This is a genomic window from Variovorax sp. RA8 (assembly GCF_901827175.1).
Classification (GTDB): Bacteria; Pseudomonadota; Gammaproteobacteria; order Burkholderiales; family Burkholderiaceae_C; genus Variovorax.
On sequence record NZ_LR594664.1, the window covers coordinates 91008 to 109203 of the forward strand.

The 18196-nt window shown below is 63.0% G+C and carries 27 protein-coding genes; 14 read left to right on the plus strand and 13 right to left on the minus strand.

Translation table 11 applies throughout. From position 1 onward, the window contains the following. Positions 1-12 precede the first annotated feature (12 nt). Complete coding sequence (locus tag E5P3_RS33620; protein ID WP_162590384.1) at positions 13-564, plus strand: HD domain-containing protein; 552 nt, start codon at positions 13-15, stop codon at positions 562-564. Here E5P3_RS33620 and E5P3_RS33625 read toward each other — a convergent pair. Next, the gene (locus E5P3_RS33625) at positions 516-872 is read right to left on the minus strand and encodes a hypothetical protein (protein WP_162590385.1); all 357 of its coding nucleotides are present in this window, start codon (positions 870-872) and stop codon (positions 516-518) included. The genes E5P3_RS33620 and E5P3_RS33625 overlap by 49 nt on opposite strands. On the opposite strand from E5P3_RS33625, the gene E5P3_RS36285 reads away from it, so the two are divergent. Next, positions 871-996 carry a hypothetical protein gene (locus E5P3_RS36285; RefSeq protein ID WP_269474025.1) on the plus strand — a complete coding sequence of 42 codons (126 nt, stop codon included), beginning with the start codon at positions 871-873 and terminating at the stop codon, positions 994-996. The two genes, E5P3_RS33625 and E5P3_RS36285, sit on opposite strands and share 2 nt — an antisense overlap. A 15-nt stretch (positions 997-1011) precedes the next feature. Here the strand turns inward: E5P3_RS36285 and E5P3_RS33630 are convergent, their stop codons facing one another. The 7 genes from E5P3_RS33630 to E5P3_RS33660 all read right to left on the minus strand — a co-directional run bounded on the left by E5P3_RS33630 (position 1012) and on the right by E5P3_RS33660 (position 5281). After that, complete coding sequence (locus E5P3_RS33630) at positions 1012-2640, minus strand: DUF4942 domain-containing protein (protein WP_232073626.1); 1629 nt, start codon at positions 2638-2640, stop codon at positions 1012-1014. A 146-nt stretch (positions 2641-2786) separates the two neighbouring features. Then, positions 2787-3023 (minus strand): hypothetical protein, encoded by a 237-nt coding sequence (locus tag E5P3_RS33635; RefSeq protein WP_162590386.1) that lies wholly within the window; start codon positions 3021-3023, stop codon positions 2787-2789. A gap of 73 nt (positions 3024-3096) precedes the next feature. After that, positions 3097-3396: a hypothetical protein gene (locus E5P3_RS33640; protein WP_162590387.1), complete on the minus strand. Its 300-nt coding sequence runs from the start codon at positions 3394-3396 to the stop codon at positions 3097-3099. After that, positions 3393-3632 carry a hypothetical protein gene (locus E5P3_RS33645; protein WP_162590388.1) on the minus strand — a complete coding sequence of 80 codons (240 nt, stop codon included), beginning with the start codon at positions 3630-3632 and terminating at the stop codon, positions 3393-3395. The genes E5P3_RS33640 and E5P3_RS33645 overlap by 4 nt, the downstream gene beginning before the upstream one ends. Before the next feature lie 198 nt (positions 3633-3830). Continuing rightward, on the minus strand, positions 3831-4553 hold the full coding sequence (locus tag E5P3_RS33650) for a YkgJ family cysteine cluster protein (RefSeq protein WP_162590389.1): 723 nt from the start codon (positions 4551-4553) through the stop codon (positions 3831-3833). After that, a complete protein-coding gene (locus E5P3_RS33655) occupies positions 4540-4929 on the minus strand; it encodes a hypothetical protein (protein ID WP_162590390.1) in 390 nt (129 codons plus the stop codon). The genes E5P3_RS33650 and E5P3_RS33655 overlap by 14 nt, the downstream gene beginning before the upstream one ends. Continuing rightward, on the minus strand, positions 4922-5281 hold the full coding sequence (locus E5P3_RS33660; protein WP_162590391.1) for a VVA0879 family protein: 360 nt from the start codon (positions 5279-5281) through the stop codon (positions 4922-4924). The genes E5P3_RS33655 and E5P3_RS33660 overlap by 8 nt, the downstream gene beginning before the upstream one ends. A 168-nt stretch (positions 5282-5449) precedes the next feature. On the opposite strand from E5P3_RS33660, the gene E5P3_RS33665 reads away from it, so the two are divergent. Together E5P3_RS33665 and E5P3_RS33670 are read left to right on the plus strand one after the other, a co-directional pair. Further along, positions 5450-5941 carry an H-NS family nucleoid-associated regulatory protein gene (locus E5P3_RS33665; RefSeq protein WP_162590392.1) on the plus strand — a complete coding sequence of 164 codons (492 nt, stop codon included), beginning with the start codon at positions 5450-5452 and terminating at the stop codon, positions 5939-5941. 46 nt (positions 5942-5987) lie between these two features. Next, the gene (locus E5P3_RS33670) at positions 5988-6584 is read left to right on the plus strand and encodes an HNH endonuclease (protein WP_162590393.1); all 597 of its coding nucleotides are present in this window, start codon (positions 5988-5990) and stop codon (positions 6582-6584) included. A 135-nt stretch (positions 6585-6719) separates the two neighbouring features. On the opposite strand, the gene E5P3_RS33675 is transcribed toward E5P3_RS33670, so the two are convergent. Beyond that, positions 6720-7550 (minus strand): metallophosphoesterase, encoded by an 831-nt coding sequence (locus E5P3_RS33675; RefSeq protein WP_162590394.1) that lies wholly within the window; start codon positions 7548-7550, stop codon positions 6720-6722. Positions 7551-8027: 477 nt separating this feature from the next. Here E5P3_RS33675 and E5P3_RS33680 point away from each other — a divergent pair, with 477 nt between their 5' ends. Next, positions 8028-8363: a hypothetical protein gene (locus tag E5P3_RS33680; protein ID WP_162590395.1), complete on the plus strand. Its 336-nt coding sequence runs from the start codon at positions 8028-8030 to the stop codon at positions 8361-8363. Positions 8364-8559: 196 nt separating this feature from the next. On the opposite strand, the gene E5P3_RS33685 is transcribed toward E5P3_RS33680, so the two are convergent. Both E5P3_RS33685 and E5P3_RS33690 read right to left on the minus strand, forming a co-directional pair. Further along, positions 8560-8874, minus strand: coding sequence for a hypothetical protein (locus E5P3_RS33685; protein WP_162590396.1), 315 nt, complete (start codon positions 8872-8874; stop codon positions 8560-8562). A gap of 1004 nt (positions 8875-9878) precedes the next feature. Continuing rightward, entirely contained in the window at positions 9879-10088 is a 210-nt protein-coding gene (locus tag E5P3_RS33690) for a hypothetical protein (protein WP_162590397.1), read from the minus strand. Between the two features lie 278 nt (positions 10089-10366). On the opposite strand from E5P3_RS33690, the gene E5P3_RS33695 reads away from it, so the two are divergent. From E5P3_RS33695 to E5P3_RS33710, 4 genes are all read left to right on the plus strand, one after another. Further along, positions 10367-10777, plus strand: coding sequence for a hypothetical protein (locus E5P3_RS33695; protein WP_162590398.1), 411 nt, complete (start codon positions 10367-10369; stop codon positions 10775-10777). Between the two features lie 79 nt (positions 10778-10856). Continuing rightward, positions 10857-11729, plus strand: a complete 873-nt coding sequence (locus E5P3_RS33700; protein ID WP_162590651.1) for a restriction endonuclease — start codon at positions 10857-10859, stop codon at positions 11727-11729. A 42-nt stretch (positions 11730-11771) separates the two neighbouring features. Next, positions 11772-12197: a helix-turn-helix domain-containing protein gene (locus E5P3_RS33705; RefSeq protein ID WP_162590399.1), complete on the plus strand. Its 426-nt coding sequence runs from the start codon at positions 11772-11774 to the stop codon at positions 12195-12197. A 104-nt stretch (positions 12198-12301) separates the two neighbouring features. Continuing rightward, positions 12302-12547 (plus strand): hypothetical protein, encoded by a 246-nt coding sequence (locus tag E5P3_RS33710; protein ID WP_162590400.1) that lies wholly within the window; start codon positions 12302-12304, stop codon positions 12545-12547. A gap of 20 nt (positions 12548-12567) precedes the next feature. On the opposite strand, the gene E5P3_RS33715 is transcribed toward E5P3_RS33710, so the two are convergent. Beyond that, positions 12568-12951: a hypothetical protein gene (locus E5P3_RS33715; RefSeq protein WP_162590401.1), complete on the minus strand. Its 384-nt coding sequence runs from the start codon at positions 12949-12951 to the stop codon at positions 12568-12570. A 418-nt stretch (positions 12952-13369) separates the two neighbouring features. Between E5P3_RS33715 and E5P3_RS33720 the strand changes: the two genes are divergently transcribed. Then, a complete protein-coding gene (locus tag E5P3_RS33720) occupies positions 13370-14110 on the plus strand; it encodes a DUF305 domain-containing protein (protein WP_162590402.1) in 741 nt (246 codons plus the stop codon). Between the two features lie 486 nt (positions 14111-14596). Here E5P3_RS33720 and E5P3_RS33725 read toward each other — a convergent pair whose 3' ends face one another. After that, complete coding sequence (locus tag E5P3_RS33725) at positions 14597-15190, minus strand: TetR/AcrR family transcriptional regulator (RefSeq protein WP_162590403.1); 594 nt, start codon at positions 15188-15190, stop codon at positions 14597-14599. Positions 15191-15312: 122 nt separating this feature from the next. Here E5P3_RS33725 and E5P3_RS36370 point away from each other — a divergent pair, with 122 nt between their 5' ends. From E5P3_RS36370 to E5P3_RS33740, 4 genes are all read left to right on the plus strand, one after another. Further along, a complete protein-coding gene (locus E5P3_RS36370; protein WP_332107420.1) occupies positions 15313-15501 on the plus strand; it encodes a hypothetical protein in 189 nt (62 codons plus the stop codon). 78 nt (positions 15502-15579) lie between these two features. Beyond that, entirely contained in the window at positions 15580-15990 is a 411-nt protein-coding gene (locus E5P3_RS36375) for a hypothetical protein (protein WP_332107421.1), read from the plus strand. A gap of 296 nt (positions 15991-16286) precedes the next feature. Then, a complete protein-coding gene (locus tag E5P3_RS33735) occupies positions 16287-16727 on the plus strand; it encodes a hypothetical protein (protein ID WP_162590404.1) in 441 nt (146 codons plus the stop codon). Between the two features lie 142 nt (positions 16728-16869). Beyond that, positions 16870-18195, plus strand: coding sequence for a TolC family protein (locus E5P3_RS33740; protein ID WP_162590652.1), 1326 nt, complete (start codon positions 16870-16872; stop codon positions 18193-18195). Position 18196 lies beyond the last annotated feature (1 nt).

The following is an 18196-nucleotide window of genomic DNA, read 5'->3' on the forward strand; positions in this document are numbered from 1 at the left end:
GACAATGAAAGCATGACCAGTGCCGCTTCGCGCTCCTCAAAGGCCTTGCTCGCCCGGGCGTTCGCCGTCCAGGCCCACGGCGACCAGATGTACGGTCCTCACCCATACGTGCACCACCTCGATGCGGTGGCGGCGCTAGCTCGGACCTATGGAGAGGACGCCGAGGTGACCGCGTACCTGCATGACGTGAAGGAGGACGTGGCCGGTATGTCGCTCGACGCGCTTCGTGAGCGCTTCGGCGATGAGGTGACGGAGGCGATCGACTCGCTGAGCGATCCGCCAGGCGCCAATCGCGGGGAGAGGAAGGCAAGGGCCTATGCCCGACTTGCGGGCACCACGAGTCGGCTCGCCCTCACCGTGAAGCCCTGCGATCGCCTGGCTAACATGAGGGCTTGTGTCGAGGACGGCAACGAGAGGCTCCTGGGCGTCTATCGCTCGGAGCATGAAGCGTTTCGGACGGCGGCATATCGCTCGGGCCTGTGCGACGCAATCTGGGACGAATTGGACGTGTTGGCTCAGCGGCCGATCAACGGGGATTTCAAGGAGCTGCGTCCGCGCGCCTGAACGGGGTCCTCTTCGATGCCGAAGGAGGGATTCAGCAGATCGATCCCGGCTCCCTTGCACTTGATCCACGGGCCGCCGGGGTGGCCCTGCCCATCCCAGGCCTCAAGCGCCACCAGCGCGTACTTGGCGCTCTCGTAGCAGTACCGCCTATCGTGTCCCTCCCAGGTCAGGCCAACGACGAGGCCAACTGTGCAGTTGAGCTGCAGCAGGCCGACGAACGTCTCGCCGAGCCGCCGCACGTGGGTGTAGCCGTTCTGGGCGAGCATCGCAAGGAAACGAGGGTCTTCGGCCGGTGCGAATCTGGACATGCGCTCTATGCTAGTCGGGGTTGCGGTCGCCCAGCGAGACGGGGTGCAGGAGGCGCTGGGCGAAATTCTGATCCCGGCTCGCGTGCCGGCCGCGGCCGTGAGCAAGGTCGACGCACGTGATTGAAACTGGAGGGGCTCGCTATCGAGGGCAGCTCGCCGCATAGATCGCCACGCTTACCCCGGTACCAGCGAACTCGTTCGAGAACACGCTGGACCATTCCCCCTCCCAGCCCTCGAGCAGATCCTTGCCGCGCATCGACGCCGGCAGAATGGCGACGATCCGCCCTCCAGCCCTGACGAGCGTTGAGGCCTCCTGCAGATGCGCCAGGGCGCGGCCGTCGGCGTAGGGCGGATTCATCAGGCATTTGTTCCACCTGGTGCTGCCCGCGCGCGCCGCTGCCGCCCACTCGATGAAGTCCGCCTGTTGTGCCTGGTAGCCGCGGGCGCGCAGCACGCCGCACCTTAGGCTGGAGATCTCGACGCAGGTGGTCCGATCGCGCGGCAGCAGGGCCGCGAGCCCGCCAATGCCTGCGCTCGGCTCGAGGTAGGCGTCCCCCGGCTGATCTGCGCCGAGCATCTCGTCGGCGGCCTCGGCCACCGTGATCGGCGTAGGATAGTACTGGAAGGACGCGGCATCCGGAATGCACCCCGAGATCCGGATCGTGTTGAGCACGGCGGTCGGGTTGTAGTCGAACATGAAGCCGTACTTCGAAGGCACGCCCCCGATGCTCTCCAGCACGCGCTCTGTTTCGCGGACCGCGGGCTTGCCTTCATCCTTGCCGCTGTATGAAAACGAGAATTCCCAGGTGCCGGCCGCCTCGTGTCGGCCCACGCCGCCAGCCTCCAGCAGGCGCAGCACTGCGAACGGCAGCGGGCGCTCCATGAGCTTGAAGGTCTTCGATTTCGACTTCGGACGCGTGCGGAACTTGGCCGGGATCGCCGTCGGATAAAGGCTGGCCAAGACCCCGTTCAGGCGGTACGCCACGTCAGGGTGGATCTCGACGTGTGCCGTACCCACCCCGCGGTAGATGCGAATGCGCACCGCGCCACCATCGATGTCGTGCCACTCGCCCCAGGCATGGCTTTCCGCGATGCGGCGAAGAAGGTTTCCGGTCTCGTAGTGCTTGAGGCCCGGCCGGTCCATGAAGGTCCCGATCACCGAGCGCAGATCGTTGATTAGGCCCGCGCGGCTGTGGTTCGGGTACCCATCGCGCAGGACATAGCTCAGGATCATCCGCTTAGAGAATCCCTGCGGCTCGTTGGTTACGTGCGTGCCGGACAGGCCCCGGAAGATGCCGTCCACCCGCTCGCAGAAGTACTTGTGGCGCGAGGCGAGCATGTCAGCGATCGTGGGCCGCACGGCCTCTTCGGCGAAGGGCACGGTCTTGCGCTCGGAGATCGCTTTGTTCCATTCGTCCCTGCGTGACTGGGGCATACAGTCCAGGACGTCGGTGAGGGCGAGTGCCTTTGACCAGTAGCTGGCATCGAGCACGGCGATCGCGGCGTCGACATTGGCAAGCGAGCTGAGCGAGAGGTAGTGTCCCCCGCGGACTTCGCTGGCCTCCAGGAAGTAGCTCATCGCGGCCCGGAACTCGTCACCGAGCAGCGCCTCGGCGAGCTGCTCGATGCCGCGCTTGTGAGCCTGGTACTGGCCGAGTAGCCCATCGAGCATATCGCTGCTGACGGGTGCGAAGAAGGTTGCGCTCTCGTCGACCAGCTCGGACTCGGCGCGCTCGACGGCTTGTAATTCTTGGGCGTTGCTATTCATGCACTTCAAGATACTGACCGCGGCGGGAATCCGTAAGTGCAAGGTGGGCGAGAGGACGAAAGGTGTCCTACGCCCCCACTGGATCTGCGACTACCAGCGTGGAAGCTTGGGGTGCCTACCTTGCCATCGGAGCGTTGTTGCTCCGATTACTCGAGAGGCAAATGATGAACCAAGGGCAAGACAGCACTCAGTCCGGCAACCAGAATCCCGGCCAACAGCAGCAGGAGCCGGGCAAGTCCCAGCAACCCGGGCAAGGCGGAGAGGGAACAGGCCAGCAGCAGCAGAACCCGGGCAAGCCGCAGCAACCCGGGCAAGCCGGCCAAGGCGCAGGCCAGCAGCAGCAGGATCCTGGCAAGCAGCAGACCGGCCAGCAACCTGGTCAAGGCACGCAGCAGCAGCCGAGCCAGAAGCAGTGACGCTTCAAGGGCGAGGCCGTGCGACGGCCCGCCCTTGCGCCTACAGCCACCAGGTAAAGGCGTGGTTCCCCGGATGCCGTACCGGCCGCAGCCAGCGCTCTTCCTTGAGCCGCCGCACATACGCTGCGCCGTCCTCATGAAGCAGCCGCGGCGGCGCCCCCAGAGCCGCGAGACGCTCCATTGCGTAGCGCTCACCGGTCTCGGAGTTGCGCACCTTGGATAGCAGGCGATCTGCGAGGCTGGCGCCATTCGGTGCGAGCCACAGCGTGCGTGCGCTGGACAGGCCGCGGTAAGCGGCGTTGGTTGCTTTGTAGATCGTGCCCACATGGCCGCGCTTCACGCAAGGTCCTGAAAATAGGCCGGGATCACCTTCTGATTCATTGGCACGCTGAACACGCCGACGCCGGGCAGCCGGGCCTGTTGGAACGGCTCCTTCACGAAAATGCCGGCTCTACATCTGGCCGCTGGATAGCTGCCGGAGTAGTGCATTTCTTCGACGAAGGCCTTCGCCTCGCGTTCGTCAAGGGGCTCGCTCGCTCCGCTCCACGCCGGCGCGCCGCGGATCGAAAACTTCACCAGCCGGTCGGTAGCTGGCGCGACGACGGTTCCAGCGCTGGCAATGCAGCTCGAGCTGGTGTGGATGAGGGTTGCATGAAGTCATGCAACCAAGATACGGGACGGGTCGGAAACGCGATAGGTCCTCGCCAGGTCGTACTCGCGACGTCACGTCGACGACGACGCGACAACGACCTCGTTGACCCGTAGCAACGGGACCTAGTTTGGAAACCAGTCGCGGATGTCGGCGAACCGCTCGCCGTTACCAAGGATCACGCTGCAGGCAGCCTTGTACTTTTCGGTGTTCAGGTAGGGCACGCGGGGCATGTAGCCATCTTCCGCGGTCGTCAGCCGGCAGAGCAGCTCGTCCTCGTCGACGTTGACTTGAGCTCGACAGGCGAACGGACGCGCCACATAGATCGAACAAGCGCCCCTGGCCAGGAACGCACAGGAGACCCCGAGAGCGCGCCGCTGCCGTTCTGGGATCCGCTGCTCCGCGTCATCTCCGTTGAGACCGGCTTTGAGATTGAGCCGGCGGCCGCTTGCCTTCTGGATGGCACGTGCCTCTGACTCTCCGACGTCTACGGAGATGTGGCAGCAATGAACGCAGCCCTTGCGGCAAGCGGCTAATCCTTCGGACGGGGCGACCCCGAGGTCGATGGCCTTGTGGAGCCATTCGATCTTGCTGCGGGCATTGCGGGACTTGTCGGCGCGGTCGAGTATATCGCTGGCGCGTTCTTCGGTCCGGTGCGTTGTCGCCACAGCTCGCATGCGAAGCAGCTTGTCATCGAGCATCGGACCGTCTTGCAGCTTCGCCCAGCGCGCGTCGCAAGCGGCGCCGTATTCGTGGTCGTCGGCTGGGATGAGCGGGTACGGAGTCATCGTTGCATGATAGTGATGGTGCAGCGGCGCTGAAGCGACCGCACGGTCATTCGAAGACATAGGTCACGTCTTTCCCGATCAATCGCCGCTCAAGAGCGTTCAGGGACGCGCGCGATCCCACCTGGACCTTCTTGCCGACCGAGCTGCGGAAGCAGGCACCTGGCGTTGACTTCAGCCACTCGTCGGCCGTGCCATTGGAGAAGCAGAGGCCCAGTTGCTCCGCGACCTGGTAACCCCTGTCCAGACCGTGCTGAAACGCAAGCAGGACGCTCATTGCGTGCTGGTGCTGACCAAACGGGACGTAGAAGACGCCGTAGCGGCGCTCATAGACGAACGGCTGCTGCAGATCGGCCTTTGCGAAAGGGACGAGCAGTGACATGTTCGCGTCGCACATGCTCCACCATTGCTCGTCGGAAAATGGGGCGGTATCAAGCATCGGCGAACGCGAACATGCGGGTGATGCGGCCGCTATCTCCGATGACCTGGACCGGGTTCAGCCCAATCAGGCCCCCACCGGCATAGTTGCAGGGCCCGCCAGCCTTCTTGAAGGTGTTCGAGTCGTCGGCGCCTGTGTAGCGGCCGACACAGGAGAATCCCGCCTGCGACTGGGTGGCGCCCGCGTTCTTCCAGTCCTCGACAGCTGCTACGTGACCGCAGCTCGGACACACGAAGCGCCACCTCAAGGCATCGGCGCCGAACAGATGGATCGCCTGCGCGCGCCATTCGTCGGCACTGAGAGGATGTGGGGTGACGCTCGAAGGTGCTGCTGCAGATGCGAAGTTGCTCATTTGAGTCCCGAGGAGAAGTACTGAAAATCAGTATGGGGAAACGCGTTCGCGCGCGTCAAGGTCGCATCGAAATATTGCCCGCGTTGCATAAGACGGCGAGCGCTGCATAAGCCTCGGCCGGAAGGCGTTTAAGCTACCGCTTTCGTTCGAACGACACAGAGGTATCCGATGGCACAGACCTACGCCCAGATTCAAAAGAAGATCTCGGCTCTTCAGAAGGAAGCCGATGCGCTCCGAAAGCGAGAAGTCGAGGGCGTCGTATCACGAATCAGGGTCGCGATTGAACACTATGGTTTAACCTCAGAGCAACTTGGTCTCACTGGCGAAAAGGCTCTCACCAAGGCCTCTGCCAGTAAGAAGGTCGGGAAGGCCGGCAGCGCCGCAAAGTTCAGTGATGGCAATGGAAACACGTGGTCAGGCATGGGGAAGCGTCCGCACTGGTTGCGGGACGCCCTGGCGGCTGGCAAGTCGCTCGAGGAGTTTCGTACTGGTAGCGTTGCGGCTACGCCGAAGACAAAAGGAGGGGCGAAGAAGCGTCGCCCCTCGACGGTTCTGTACCGCGATGGTCGGGGAAATGCATGGACGGGCCGCGGGCCCCAGCCCCGCTGGCTGAAAGAGGCGGTTGCAACCGGCAAGACGCTTGAAGAGCTGAAGGCCTGAGGTCGTTCAAGGCTCTGCCTCGGCTGCACGCCCAACGGAGCGCCCAATGCCATTGAACGTGGCCGTTTCCCCGCCCAATCCGACATCGGATGACCTCGCCGCAATGTTTCGCGAGTTGGAGGCGCTGGCCGCCGCCCGGCCGCGGAGGATCACCGATGTCATGCTCATGGACTACCACGGGCAGTATCTGATCTCCCCGCGATGGCGGCGCATCAAGAAACGTGTTCTGGCGCGAGACAAGGGGATCTGCCAGTCTTGCGGCGGCCGCGGTAGCTTAGTGCACCACCGAAGCTACGAGCGCGACGTTCTAGAGGGAAAGAACGACGCCATGCTGGCGACTGTCTGCGAGGGATGCCACAACATCATCCATTTCACCGACGATGGGTCCGCGCGCCCGGAAGAAGAGTGGGATTCCGTGTTCCTTGCCGGCCAGCATCAGGAGGACATTCCACCGGTCGGGAAGATCGATCTGCGCAGGCCCGTCTTTGACCTTCCAGCAGGCTTCGATCGCTCGCGCATGACAGCGCGTCAGTTCGAGCTGCTCAGGCAGGCCCACCTGCAAGCGATACGCGATAAGCGCCAGGCGAATGCCTTGCGGATCGGGAAAAGAACCTTGAAGGCCGGCGCGCAAGATCAAGATTGAGAACGGTTGTCCGCAGTAGGGAGGTTGGGAGCGATCGCCAGTGAGTTCATTGCGATCTCAGCATACGGACCGCGCATCGAAACGCGCTAGGTCAATGAACAAAAATAGTCCGCGCCAGAGTAAAGGCGCGGACGCTCAGACCTCGACAATCAGGGCAGGTTGGAAGCGAGCGTTGACCTCGGGCTTGTAAGAACTTGCATAGCCGCGCCGGTTGCACACGATACGGCTGTTGCCGACCCGATAGTCCAGGCTCTCGTGGATGTGTCCGTGCACCCAAAGGACGGGGACTTCGAAGAAGCTGTCAGGCAGTGCGTTGACGTACGCTGCGGACAACCAGTTCGACGCGAACTTCGGGTGAAGTGAACCGCGGTGAGGCGCGTGGTGCGTGACCACCACCGTGGGCCCATCGAATCGCTCGGCCAGTTTGTCCGCCAGCCATCGCCGCTGTGCATGATGGAGCGCGAGGGTGTCTTTCGGGGTAAGGAGTCGCTTCCGGCGCTCTGCGGTGCCGACATGGCCGCTTCTCCGAATGTTCTCGGCGAGACGGATGTTCCGGTAGTCGTTCATCTTCGACTGTGCGGTGGCCATGGCGCGCGGTGCGTCGCTCACGGGACCCTCATCTGTCTCGATCGCCAGCGCGAAGTCCGTCCAGAGCGTAGCGCCTAGGAAACGGACTCCGTTGAGAATGACTTCGCTGCGATCAAGTGGGTAGGCATTCGAGGCACCGGCGGCCTGGTGCATGTCCGCGATGGTGGTCTGCAGGACGCCTCCATAGAACTCGTGGTTGCCGGGCACGAAGACGAGCGGGGTCTTCTGGCCAAAGTTGCCGTCTCGCCTAACCCACCTCAGCGCCTTTGCCGCAGACGCGGCGATGTCGCCGGCCAGATCCACGACGTCGACATCTACATTGGGGACGCGGAACGTGCCGGACTCGATGTGCAGATCTGAGAGGATCAGGAGCTTCATGTCTGGTACAGCTTATAGATCCAGGCCCGGCCCGCGATAGGGGCGCGGCAACGCATTGAGATGGCCGAATCGCGCGCCAGCCGACCTACGATTGGAAGTGAGCTTCACGCGGGTACCATGCGGGCCAGCTCCGTTGGAACCTAAAGTTGTCATCCCTCAAGACCCAGGCGCTTTTGCGGCGCATCGCCTCCAGCTCGGCGCCGGAGCAGGCGTTCTGGAAAGCCGTGGTTTCGCATGCGCACGAAGCCAGGCCGAACTGGGGTCTCGACCTGCATCCGGGGAGAGCGCCCCTGGCCGCGGACGCGTTTGTCTACCTGGTCGACACGAGCAACCTTTGGGTAGCGGCCGCAGCGATCTCGCCGGCGCAGCTGGTGTCCGTGAGGACTGAAGTAGGCAAGACGGGCGCTGTTGGAAACCGGCCGACGCCGCTGCGGCGATGGCAAGAGCCAGCGCGATGGCCCGGGCAGGGAGGGGGCGATGTCCTCCCCTGAGACGCTTAGTACGTTCGCTGCCGGGATCAGGGCGATTGCCACCTCACCGGCATTCGGCGCTGCCGCTGCGCAGACCGTCATGCTCGATAACCACCATTGGATGCTGCTGCTCTATCGACTCGCCGATGGCGACATGGTTGCGGGGCTCGGCTATGTGGCCGACGCTTACCCAGGCATGCTCGACGCCGCTTCGCTGCGCGAATACATTAGCTCGATGGTGGAGATGGACCTTGCATCTGAAGGGTCGATCGTCGGCGAGGCCGTGGGCGCTCATGGTGGGGTGATGCTTGCCTCGGCGCTATCTCACGCTCGACCCGACTGAGCAGGACGCCGCAGCAACTTCAAGCCCGTGCTCTAGGCTTCCGCGAGCCTGTCGAACAGAGCTTTGTGTTCTCGCAGGATCTTTCGCATCCTTGCGCGGACTTGGGCTGCCGAAGGCGATTTCGCCAGCGGCGATGGCCGAGCCGCTGGTGGCCGAAACAACTTCCGGCGGGCGCGCTGCTTCATTAGGTCGTCTGCTACCCCAGGTACGAAGCGAACGAAGCACCGGCGACCAGACCAAACGCATTGCCGAGAACAATGCCAAGGGGATAGCAGGCGCCTTGTGCCAATCCCGTGAATCTGCGGATGATCGCCGCGACTGGGCGCCCGCTGAGGGCGAACCCGACGCATGCCGCAACAATCATCCCGGCAGCTGCGTAATAGCTGTTCGACACGGAGGTGATCATGACCAAGGCGCCGATGCCGTAGTTGATCCATGCCATGGCTATGGCCGGATGGACCGCGAGAGGGCTCGCGCCGTAGTGCTGCTCTTCGAAATCGCTTGTGCGCATGGACGGATCTTCATTCCCGCCAAGGGGCGGTACGGTTGTGGCTGCAGGTTTCAGTCATGCGAGCATTGTGCTCAATCGCCCACGGTTCGCGCTAGGTCAGGTCCTTCAGAGCGCAGCGACTGCGGTCAATCGTCAGTGGCTCTCAGTCTCGCGAGCGCAGCCTGGCGTTCGTCCTCCGTCCCACCATAGACGATGTCCTGGAACGTGCCGTCGCTCCTGAAAACGCGGTGAGCCATGACAACGTCGTCCAGCTATCCGGCCTTTGCGGCTGCGCGGAGCTTCTCGAGGTGTTCAACCACCGCCTCTTGACCCCACACGATTGTTTTGCGTTCGGAAGTCATGGCGTGCCTCGTAGTGGATAGATCAGGCCCCAGCATCGCGCAGATCTGCGTGTCGGGCCCGGAAACGGACACGCAGCTGGATGGTTGACCACCACAGCAGAGCAGCGTTCGTGCAAAGCCCGATGCAGACGACGAGGGCAGCACGATCGGCGAACCCTTCACCGAAGTCGAGGAGGAGCAGGGCGAGAGACCAGGGCAGGGCACATAGGATCGCGACCGATAGGAGGATGCTCTGTTCGCTCGGCCTCAGCGTGGCCACTACCAGGGCGAGTGTGAACGCCGAGCAGGCACCAGGCAGCCACCAAACGTGGCGGTACCAGAGGGGCGTGCGAGTGGTGCTCATAGGCGGAAATTGTGAGACGGGCAAGCGTGAAAGCGCCGCGCAAAATCACACGTTGATCCCAAAAACCGAGATCTGTCGCGCGCCTCCCACAGGGCGTACGGCAGCGCGACACTCGCGAAAAGGCCCTCCGGCAACGATTCACCGGAGGGCTAGGGCAATCACGACTGTAAGAGGAGGGGGGAGCGGGTGTCGTGATCGCAAGAACAGTCTCTGTTCGTGCTTGCGCTACCGCGCATCGGTCGAAGCCTTCTTACGCGGCAGGACCCGTCCTAACCAAGAAGTTCGCGCCAGTTGGTTACTTCCCCAAGGCGCCGCGCGGCCTATGCCTTGAGAATTTCCACCGGGCCAATGCCGGAGTAGACAGTTTCGCCAGTCTTCAGAGCGGTGACGGACCAGCGCTCGCCAGGCGTGATCTTGTAGTCACCCGGCTCGAACGGGAGATCGCTTTCTTCATGGACGCCGGGGCCAAGCCAGGACGGCATGCGCAGAATGGAGGCTGAGCTGACGAAGAGGTCGTGGTTCTTGGGCATGTCTGGGATATGCACCTATGGGCACTTGGGAGCGCAAACGAGGTGGTTCTTGCCAAGGAAGCGCCGCGAAGTCATCTCCGTGCGGAAGGCAAACTTCCCACACTTGAAGCACGACATCATGGCATCGGCGCGCGGCGTTGTGATGATGGAGCCTGGTGCCTTCTTGACGTAGTGCAGGCCATCTTGAGTAAGTTGGGTGTCGGACATTCCGCATTTTACCCGGATGCAATTTGACGCAGGCCCCAGGAGCCGGACCGGCCCGGACGGACAATGCCTCCATGAGTTTCAAGACCACCTTGTTTAAGGCACTGGCGGCGGCTGACAGCACCGTTTGCAACGGTCAACGGGTCACAAGCAAGATGTTGGACAACGGCCCGGAAGTGCTGCTCAGGCCTTACGTCGACCTTGCCAACGGTGCGACGCAGTACATCCAAGATCAGGAGATGCTCGTCGATGACACAGGCCGGGCTTACACCCACGCCATGGATGGCGAGGGCGAGCCGATAGTTTGGAGCTTCCAGGTCGTACGGCCAATGAGGGCGGCCGATGTTCACACGATCGACGCGCCGCCGCTGAAGGTCGAGGAAGTTGTCGATCGCCTCATGAAGATCGAGCGTGAAGGAAGCGCGGCGGGGCCTGATTTCACGAACATCCAATCGTGGGTGCGTGGCAAATGTCACGCGGCCTGACGCTGGGCCGTATGCCCCAGGGCAAGTCCACTGCGATGATGGGGTGAGCCGCGCCGCTACGGCGCGCGAAGGGACTCGTGTGGGACGAAAGAGGTCAGGCGGAGCAGAGGACTTTGTGGATGTGTTGGCGAAGCTGCCGTGGTGGGTGGGTGTCGCCATTGCTGCAGTCGCGTACTGGCTGCTGCACGGGGTCGCGGTGGCGCCGATTGGCTCGGATCCCCGAGCGATGGCCAGCGCGGCCGTGATGAAGGGGCTGGTCACCGCTGGCCAGTACTTGGTCCCGGGCCTGTGCCTGGCCGGCGCGGCGCTTTCGGCTCTGCGGCGTTGGCAACGCAAGGGCCTGGTGGATCATGTGGCGGCCGGCGCCGGCGCCGATGTTCTGGAGGGGATGACGTGGCGCGAGTTTGAGATGCTGGTGGGCGAGGCATTCCGTCTCAAGGGATACCGCATCGAGGAAACGGGCGGCCACGGTGCCGACGGCGGCATTGACCTGGTGCTGCGCAAGAGCGGCAAGAAGTTCTTGGTGCAGTGCAAACAGTGGCGCTCGTTCAAGGTCGGCGTCGGAGTCATTCGAGAGCACTTCGGCGTGATGACCGCGGAGAAGGCCGACGGCGGTTTCGTGGTCACATCAGGACGGTTCACCGCTGAGGCGAAGGTGTTCGCGAAGGGATTCCACATCGAGCTCATCGAGGGCGAAGCGCTCTTTCAGATGATCAGGCAGGCGCGCGCCTCCGCCGGCCGCCCTGACGCGCAACCCAGGCGCGATCCAGCTCCGATTCGGTCGCCTGAGCCGAGCCCAGTGGCTGCACCGGATGCCGGCACGTCCGATGCAGGTCCAAGCTGCCCACAGTGCGCGTCGGAGATGGTTCGCCGGACGGCGAAGCGCGGGTCGAATGCCGGAAACTCATTCTGGGGCTGCTCGAACTACCCGCGTTGTCGCGGTACCGCATAGCTTGGCCACGTCCAGATCCGAGAACCAACTAGTCACCTTCTGATGCCACGTCCCGTACAGCTACCCCGCACAGAATTGACCGGCCTTTTGGGCGCGAGACTTCTCGAGGCCATGGAGGCCCATCCAAAGCTGAAGACCCAGGCGTCGCTCGCGACGAAATGCGGCGTCGCGCAGTCAAGCATCAGCAGGATTTTGCGAGGTAACTCCGACCCGCCGGTGAGCACGATGCTCGCCATCGCAGACGCGCTTGGTGTCTCGGTCTTGAACCTATTGCCAGAGCGACCTGCCGCCCAAGTAGCCAGCGATGACGATTGGACCCCGCTGACAACCCGCGCGGCGCAACGACTGTCCCCTGTGCGCCGGGCCTTTGTCGACACCGCGGCACGAGCTGCAGAGCATGGCAAAGTGTCTGAAGTGGAATGCGTTGAACACATGCGGGTCTGGATGGAGCGGCTGGCCGCGCCCTGAGGTATGGATGCGGTGCGGTCTGACTCGTACGCAGCGTCTACCCAAGGCCCAGGTCTTCTGGCCATACGAACGTTCTGCTTCACCTGAAACCAAGGCTGTACAGCATGACCGCACCCAAGGCAAAGGTCGAGTTCCACCTGCGCATCTCCCTCGGCGCCGTGATTCAGACAGTCGACGGGCCTGTTGACATGGAACGGTACGTGCGCAAGTTCTACGGGGTCAACTGCAAAAGGTGCAGCCTCCTGAAGGACAAGAAGGTCGACGGCGAACTGCTGTTCTCCTTTCGGTGCCTGAACAGAGACGCTGCAGCAGCAATCACGCTACAGCTCGTCGGCGTCCCGCGCGCCTGATGGGGTTGCGTCACTTCGCTTCAGGGGTCGTCGCTGTCGGTCTTTGGGACCACGCGCAACTCCGGCGTCTTGCGCTCGGGCGGTGACTTGGGCCGGAGTCGCGTGGACAAAGTGAAGGTGATGGGCCCGCCCCGCTTCGGCGGCGGCTCCAGTTCGGGGAAATCATTCGCGTCGATAGTCGGCTTGCCGCACGCTTCCTCCATCAGCCGCAGGTCGGCCAAGATCGCGGCTGGGTCGTCACCGCCCAGGGTGACGAATGGAACATGCGCTCGGAGTGAGCCGTCGTCGTTGTAGTAGACCTTGCGCAACTCCAAAGGCGGATCGCCCTCCGCAAACAGGTTGATGGCGACCAGGCGGTATTCCCAAGTCATCACAGGTGTCCTTTTGGTGATGGTCGCCATCATCGCGGATCGTGCGGGTGGACCGCCCAACAAGGTCATCACCAGCGCCACGTGGAGGTCTGGTGAGCTTGCGCGACCGGGCACCGACACCAACTTGGTCCAGGCACAAGGAAGACCATGCCATCGTTTGAAGCGCGAGGTGGAGAGACCGGAGCGACGGCGGCTATTGGCGCATAGCCCTGTGACGAGTTGGCGAGTTGGCTGCAGCGTTCGACCTCAGACCGATGAGAGTGGGGTAGAACCGTCAGCTCAGCAGGACCTTGGCTGCGAACCGACGCCACGAAGGCTTCTTTTCCCACAAGAATGCGTCGCGCGCGACTTTCTGATCTACCGGCCTAAGGCGGGGCGCAAACATCTATTCTCCGTCCGAGGCGCTTACCCGGCTTTCTATCAACGGTCCAACTTGTGCCAAGGAGAAGTCATGAACCAGAAGTCAGCCACCGTCCCTCGGCGTCGATCCCTTGTCGATTCATGTTTGAGAATCCCAGCGGTCGCGGTAACTCTGTTTGCCGCTGCCGCCGTGGCGCATGCCGATGCGCCGGGGGTAGGGCTGACTGCCCAGTTCGAGCGAGAGTTCCTCACTTCGATCATCGACCATCACTTCTCCGCGCTCAGGATGACTGAGTTGGCCGCTGGGACGGACCCCACGCGCGACCCGACGCTCTCGAACTCGGCGGAAGGAACCTCGGGCACACCAGGCTTTCAGCCCACTCAGGCCAAGGCCCAAATGGATGAAATCAAGTCCATGGCGAGGCGTGAGAATCGGATGCAGCGAGAAGAAATCATGACGGCCCAGCGATTTTTGAGGGAGTGGTACGGGACGAACCATGAACCGGCGTTGACGCCGCAGGGCCGTCGGCAGATCCGCCTACTGGAGGAAGCACGGCCAGGTGCTGATTTCGACCATCTTTGGATGGAAGTGTTGAGCCGCCACCACTACCTCGCAATCACGGCGGCGACAGACTGTCTCGTCGCCTCGGACCTCAAGCATGCGGCCCTCCAGCGCTACTGCAGCGGCATTCAGCATGCGCAGATTGAGGGCATCAACGACATGCGGGAGATGCTCTGCAAGACGAAGAACATCTGCGACTACCAGCCGTTGCGCGGGCTCAAAGGGCGCCATACCGGGAGCAATGGCGAGGCGGCGGCGGACGGCGACTGACGGGATCACGCAAGCAGAGCGACGATCCGGCGTTATAGCCACGGCCGTGCGGCAGGCAGGTCTGTCATGCTTCGCCTTGTCGGATGCTCTGTACTGCTGATCTCGGGCCTCTTTGCGTCGAGGTTCATGCGCAGATTCAAAAATGCTCTGGTGAGGGGTTGACGGACACCACTTTGGTCTCTTGTACGATTCCGTCGAGTTGGGTGCGGCTATCTACTCGCCATCTGCAACTGAATCCGGCGATCTGGCGACCAGAGTTCACGCCCCTCCAACCGACGCTCCCGCCGAGGGCGCATCCGAGCTTGCAGCGACCGCCATGGTTTCCGTGGCATGCCTACTGGGCTTGGCTTGGCTAGTCCGGTTTGCGCTGATCGTCTAAGTCCGTCCTTTTCCGCTATTCACCGGCCGCGAGCTTCAAGATCCGGTTGCCGCTTATGCCGTCATTGACGGGCTGCGTTCGGAAAAGCGCCAAGTGGAGAGTTGAATTCAGCGGGCGGAGAACCACTGGACAGAGCGCAGTCCAGCCAAAGTGACCGCGACGAGCCGGTGAACTGCAGCCTTGGAGCGCATGCTGCTCGCCGCCTCAAGAGAGTGCAAACAGAAGCTCGCGAGCTCGTCAGGCGAGACATCATTGCGGAGCTCGCCGGCCCCCGCGGCATCCGCCAGCAGGTCTCTGATCATGTCGCGCAGCTGCTGCTGTGCTCGGGCCACTTCCTTGTCTCGATGCAGGAGTGCAACGAAGCCGGAGCCGTGGTGACCATGGCGCTCATGGGAAATCAGCGCATAGGCCTCGAGTACGGCTTCAAGCCGCTCGCGAGCGCCGCCTGCTTGGTCTCGAATCGTCGCGAGATGTACGAGATGGTGAGCGATCTGACGCCTGTGCCAGGCGAAGAGGATCGCTTCGACGCTCGGGAAGTACTTGTATAGCGTCGCTCGGCCGATTCCGGTCTTCTCGGCAATCTTGGACATCGTTACCGAGAGCAGTCCGTCCCCAGCTACCAGCGCCGCGGCCGTGTCCAGGATCGCGTCCTGTACGGCACGGCGGTGCACTTCGATCGTCTCGTTCCACAGTTTTGGCACCGCGCCAGTATAGGTGCCGGGACAGAAATGTCGAAGGAGGAGACGTCATGAATTGATATGGACGGAATGTATCGATAAACTGCCGGCGTGAAAGCTCCAACACTGCAAGGCGGCGGCCGGCTATGACGATGACACCGAGCCTGCGCAGATTCGTCCTCACCGCGCATGTCACTTCTTCAGTCGGCTTGCTCGGGGCGGTCGCTTGTTTCCTGGCGCTCGCTGTCGCCGGTCTGATCAATCGGGATGCCCAGATGGTCCGTGCCGCCTATCTCGCGATGGATTTGACCGCCTGGTTTGTCATCGTTCCGTAGGCCTTCGCTTCGGTGCTCACAGGGCTTGTCCAATCACTGGGCACCACATGGGGTTTGTTTCGGCACTATTGGGTCCTCGTGAAACTCCTGCTCACCGTTCTTGTCACCATCGTCTTATTGTTGAAGATGGAGCTGATTGCTTACGTGGCAGGCGTAGCGGCACAGATGACGTTGTCCGATGCGGATCTTCGCGCGGCGAGGATGGAACTCGTGGTTCATGCCGGTGGGGGCCTGCTGGTTTTACTAGCGCCCGTGGCACTGTCGCTGTACAAGCCATGGGGCATGACCCGGTATGGGAAGCGCAGGCAGTACGAGCGGCGCATGTTGTCGCAGCCTGACAACGCCTACGTAGAACCCGACCGCGAACCAAGAACGAGCACAGCACGCTGGGCGTACGTGGTTGGAACGGCCGTGCTCGTCCTGATCATGCTGCTTGTCGTCCTGATGCACATCGGCGGTGGTCACGGCCCGGGCCGCCACGCACTGTAGCGACCGTTGCGCCGGAGTGCGGCGCTCGCGCTTCCGTGAAAGTTCGTTGCGACTGGAGGTCTGCTACGGGAAGAGGCCCCGCGCTTCCTTATGCGCGGCATGGCGTACTAGAATCTATCGACGTCCGGGCATCGTCCGCTCAGACGTTCACCTTACATGAGTGACAACCTGATCATTGCTCACGCACGCCACGATGCACGTCGTGGTGCGGGTGCGCGGTTGCCAACAATGGCTCGTTGTCTGGCTTGGGGAATGGCATCGTCACTTGCCTGCTCGACGGCCCCGGAGGTGCTTCCGTGAAGCGTCAACTCCTCAAAACAATAGGTCGCGCGCTGATTGGCGTTCTGATTTTCGCGCAGATGGCGATCGCCGCCTATGCATGCCCCACGCTTTTGTCCAGCGCCGCAACCACGATGGAAATGTCGTCGGGCAGCGAGGCGCTGCGCGAGCCGAGCGGCAACCCGCAGCAGGCTGGAGCTCAGGTCGCAGAGTGCGGCGATATGGCCGGAGCGGCCGACACGTCCTCTCCGAATCTCTGTGCGGAGCATTGCCGCACCAGTCAGCAAAGCGATCACGCCTCGACGCTGACGGTGCCCTTCGTACTCCTCACAACACTTCTCATCACCCCCTACGCGACCGATGTCGCGATGCGGCCGCGCCCTGCGGCCGCTGCGTCGAGTGCATTGGCTTCGGTGGATCCGCCGCACGCCATCCTGCACTGCTGTTTCCGAACTTGATCTCTCAGACGACGTTGCGCTGACGGCCCCTCAATGGGGTCGGCTCGGTGCATCGGTCGTGCTCGCCTGCGCCCGTGAGCTTCTGCTCGCGCTGGCGCACCGGGCGCAACACGAAGCCATTGTTTCGCTGTCTGGAGATTTCATGTTCATCGTTTCATTCCTGGCTGCACCACGAGGAAGGCGAGCTCGCCTGTCGCTCGCGGCAACTGCGTTGTGCCTGACCCTCACAACCCTGAGCGCGTACGCCGAGCCCGCGCTGACGCTCGAACGCGCAGTGGAGCTGGCGCAGCAACGCTCGCGTCAACTCACTGCACAGGATGCCGCCGCGTCAGCCTCGCGCGAGATGGCGGTCGCCGCCGGGCAGTTGCCCGATCCAACGCTCAAGGCCGGAATCAACAATCTGCCCGTCAATGGTGAAGACCGCTTCAGCCTGACGCGCGATTTCATGACCATGCGCTCCATTGGCGTGATGCAGGAGTTCACGCGCGGCGACAAGCGCCAAGCCAGGGCGACTCGCTTCGAACGAGAGGCCGAGGCGGCCGAAGCAGGACGTGCCGTGGCACTCGCCAGTCTGCAGCGGGACACTGCAGCCGCCTGGCTGGACCGCCACTACCAGGAACGTGTGCGTGCCATTCTGGTCGCTCAGCGTGACGAAGCAGGCCTTCAGATCGAGGCTGCCGACGCCGCCTACCGAGGGGGCCGAGGCTCGCAGGCCGATGCGTTCGCCGCGCGTTCGGCCGTCGCACAGATCGATGACCGCATCCGACAAGCCGACAGGCAGATCGCGACGGCCAAAACGAAGCTTGCGCGCTGGGTCGGTGATGGCGCCAATCAGGAGCTTGCCGCCCCGCCGGACCTAGCGGACGTCCAGCTCGATGCACGCAGCCTCGACATCCAGATCGCGAACCACCCGCAGATCGCCATGCTGGCCAGGCAAGAGGAAGTCGCGCGCGCTGAGGCCGAGGTGGCCCGAAGCAACAAGCACTCCGATTGGAGCGTGGAACTGATGTACAGCCAGCGCGGCTCCGCCTACTCGAACATGGTCTCGCTCAATGTCTCGATCCCGCTGCAAGTCGACCCGGCGAAACGACAGGATCGCGAGCTTGCCGCCAAGCTGGCCCTGGCGGATCAGGCACACGACCAGCGCGAGGAAGCCATTCGCGAGCGTCTGGCGGAAGCACGCAGCTGGCTGCAAGAGTGGCAGAGCAACCGGGACCGCCTGACTCAATACGACAGGACGTTGATCCCACTTGCCTCAGAGCGCACGCGCGCCGCGATGGCGGCGTATCGGGGAGGTGGGCTGCTCACCAGCGTGCTCGAGGCCCGGCGCATGGAGATCGACACGCGCATGGAACGGGTTCGTCTCGAGATGGAGACTGCTGGCCTGTGGGCGCAACTCAACTACTTGATTCCGATCGAGCGCCGATCGGCTCTGCAGGGTCGCGCATCGGAAGCGACGGAGAAGTGAA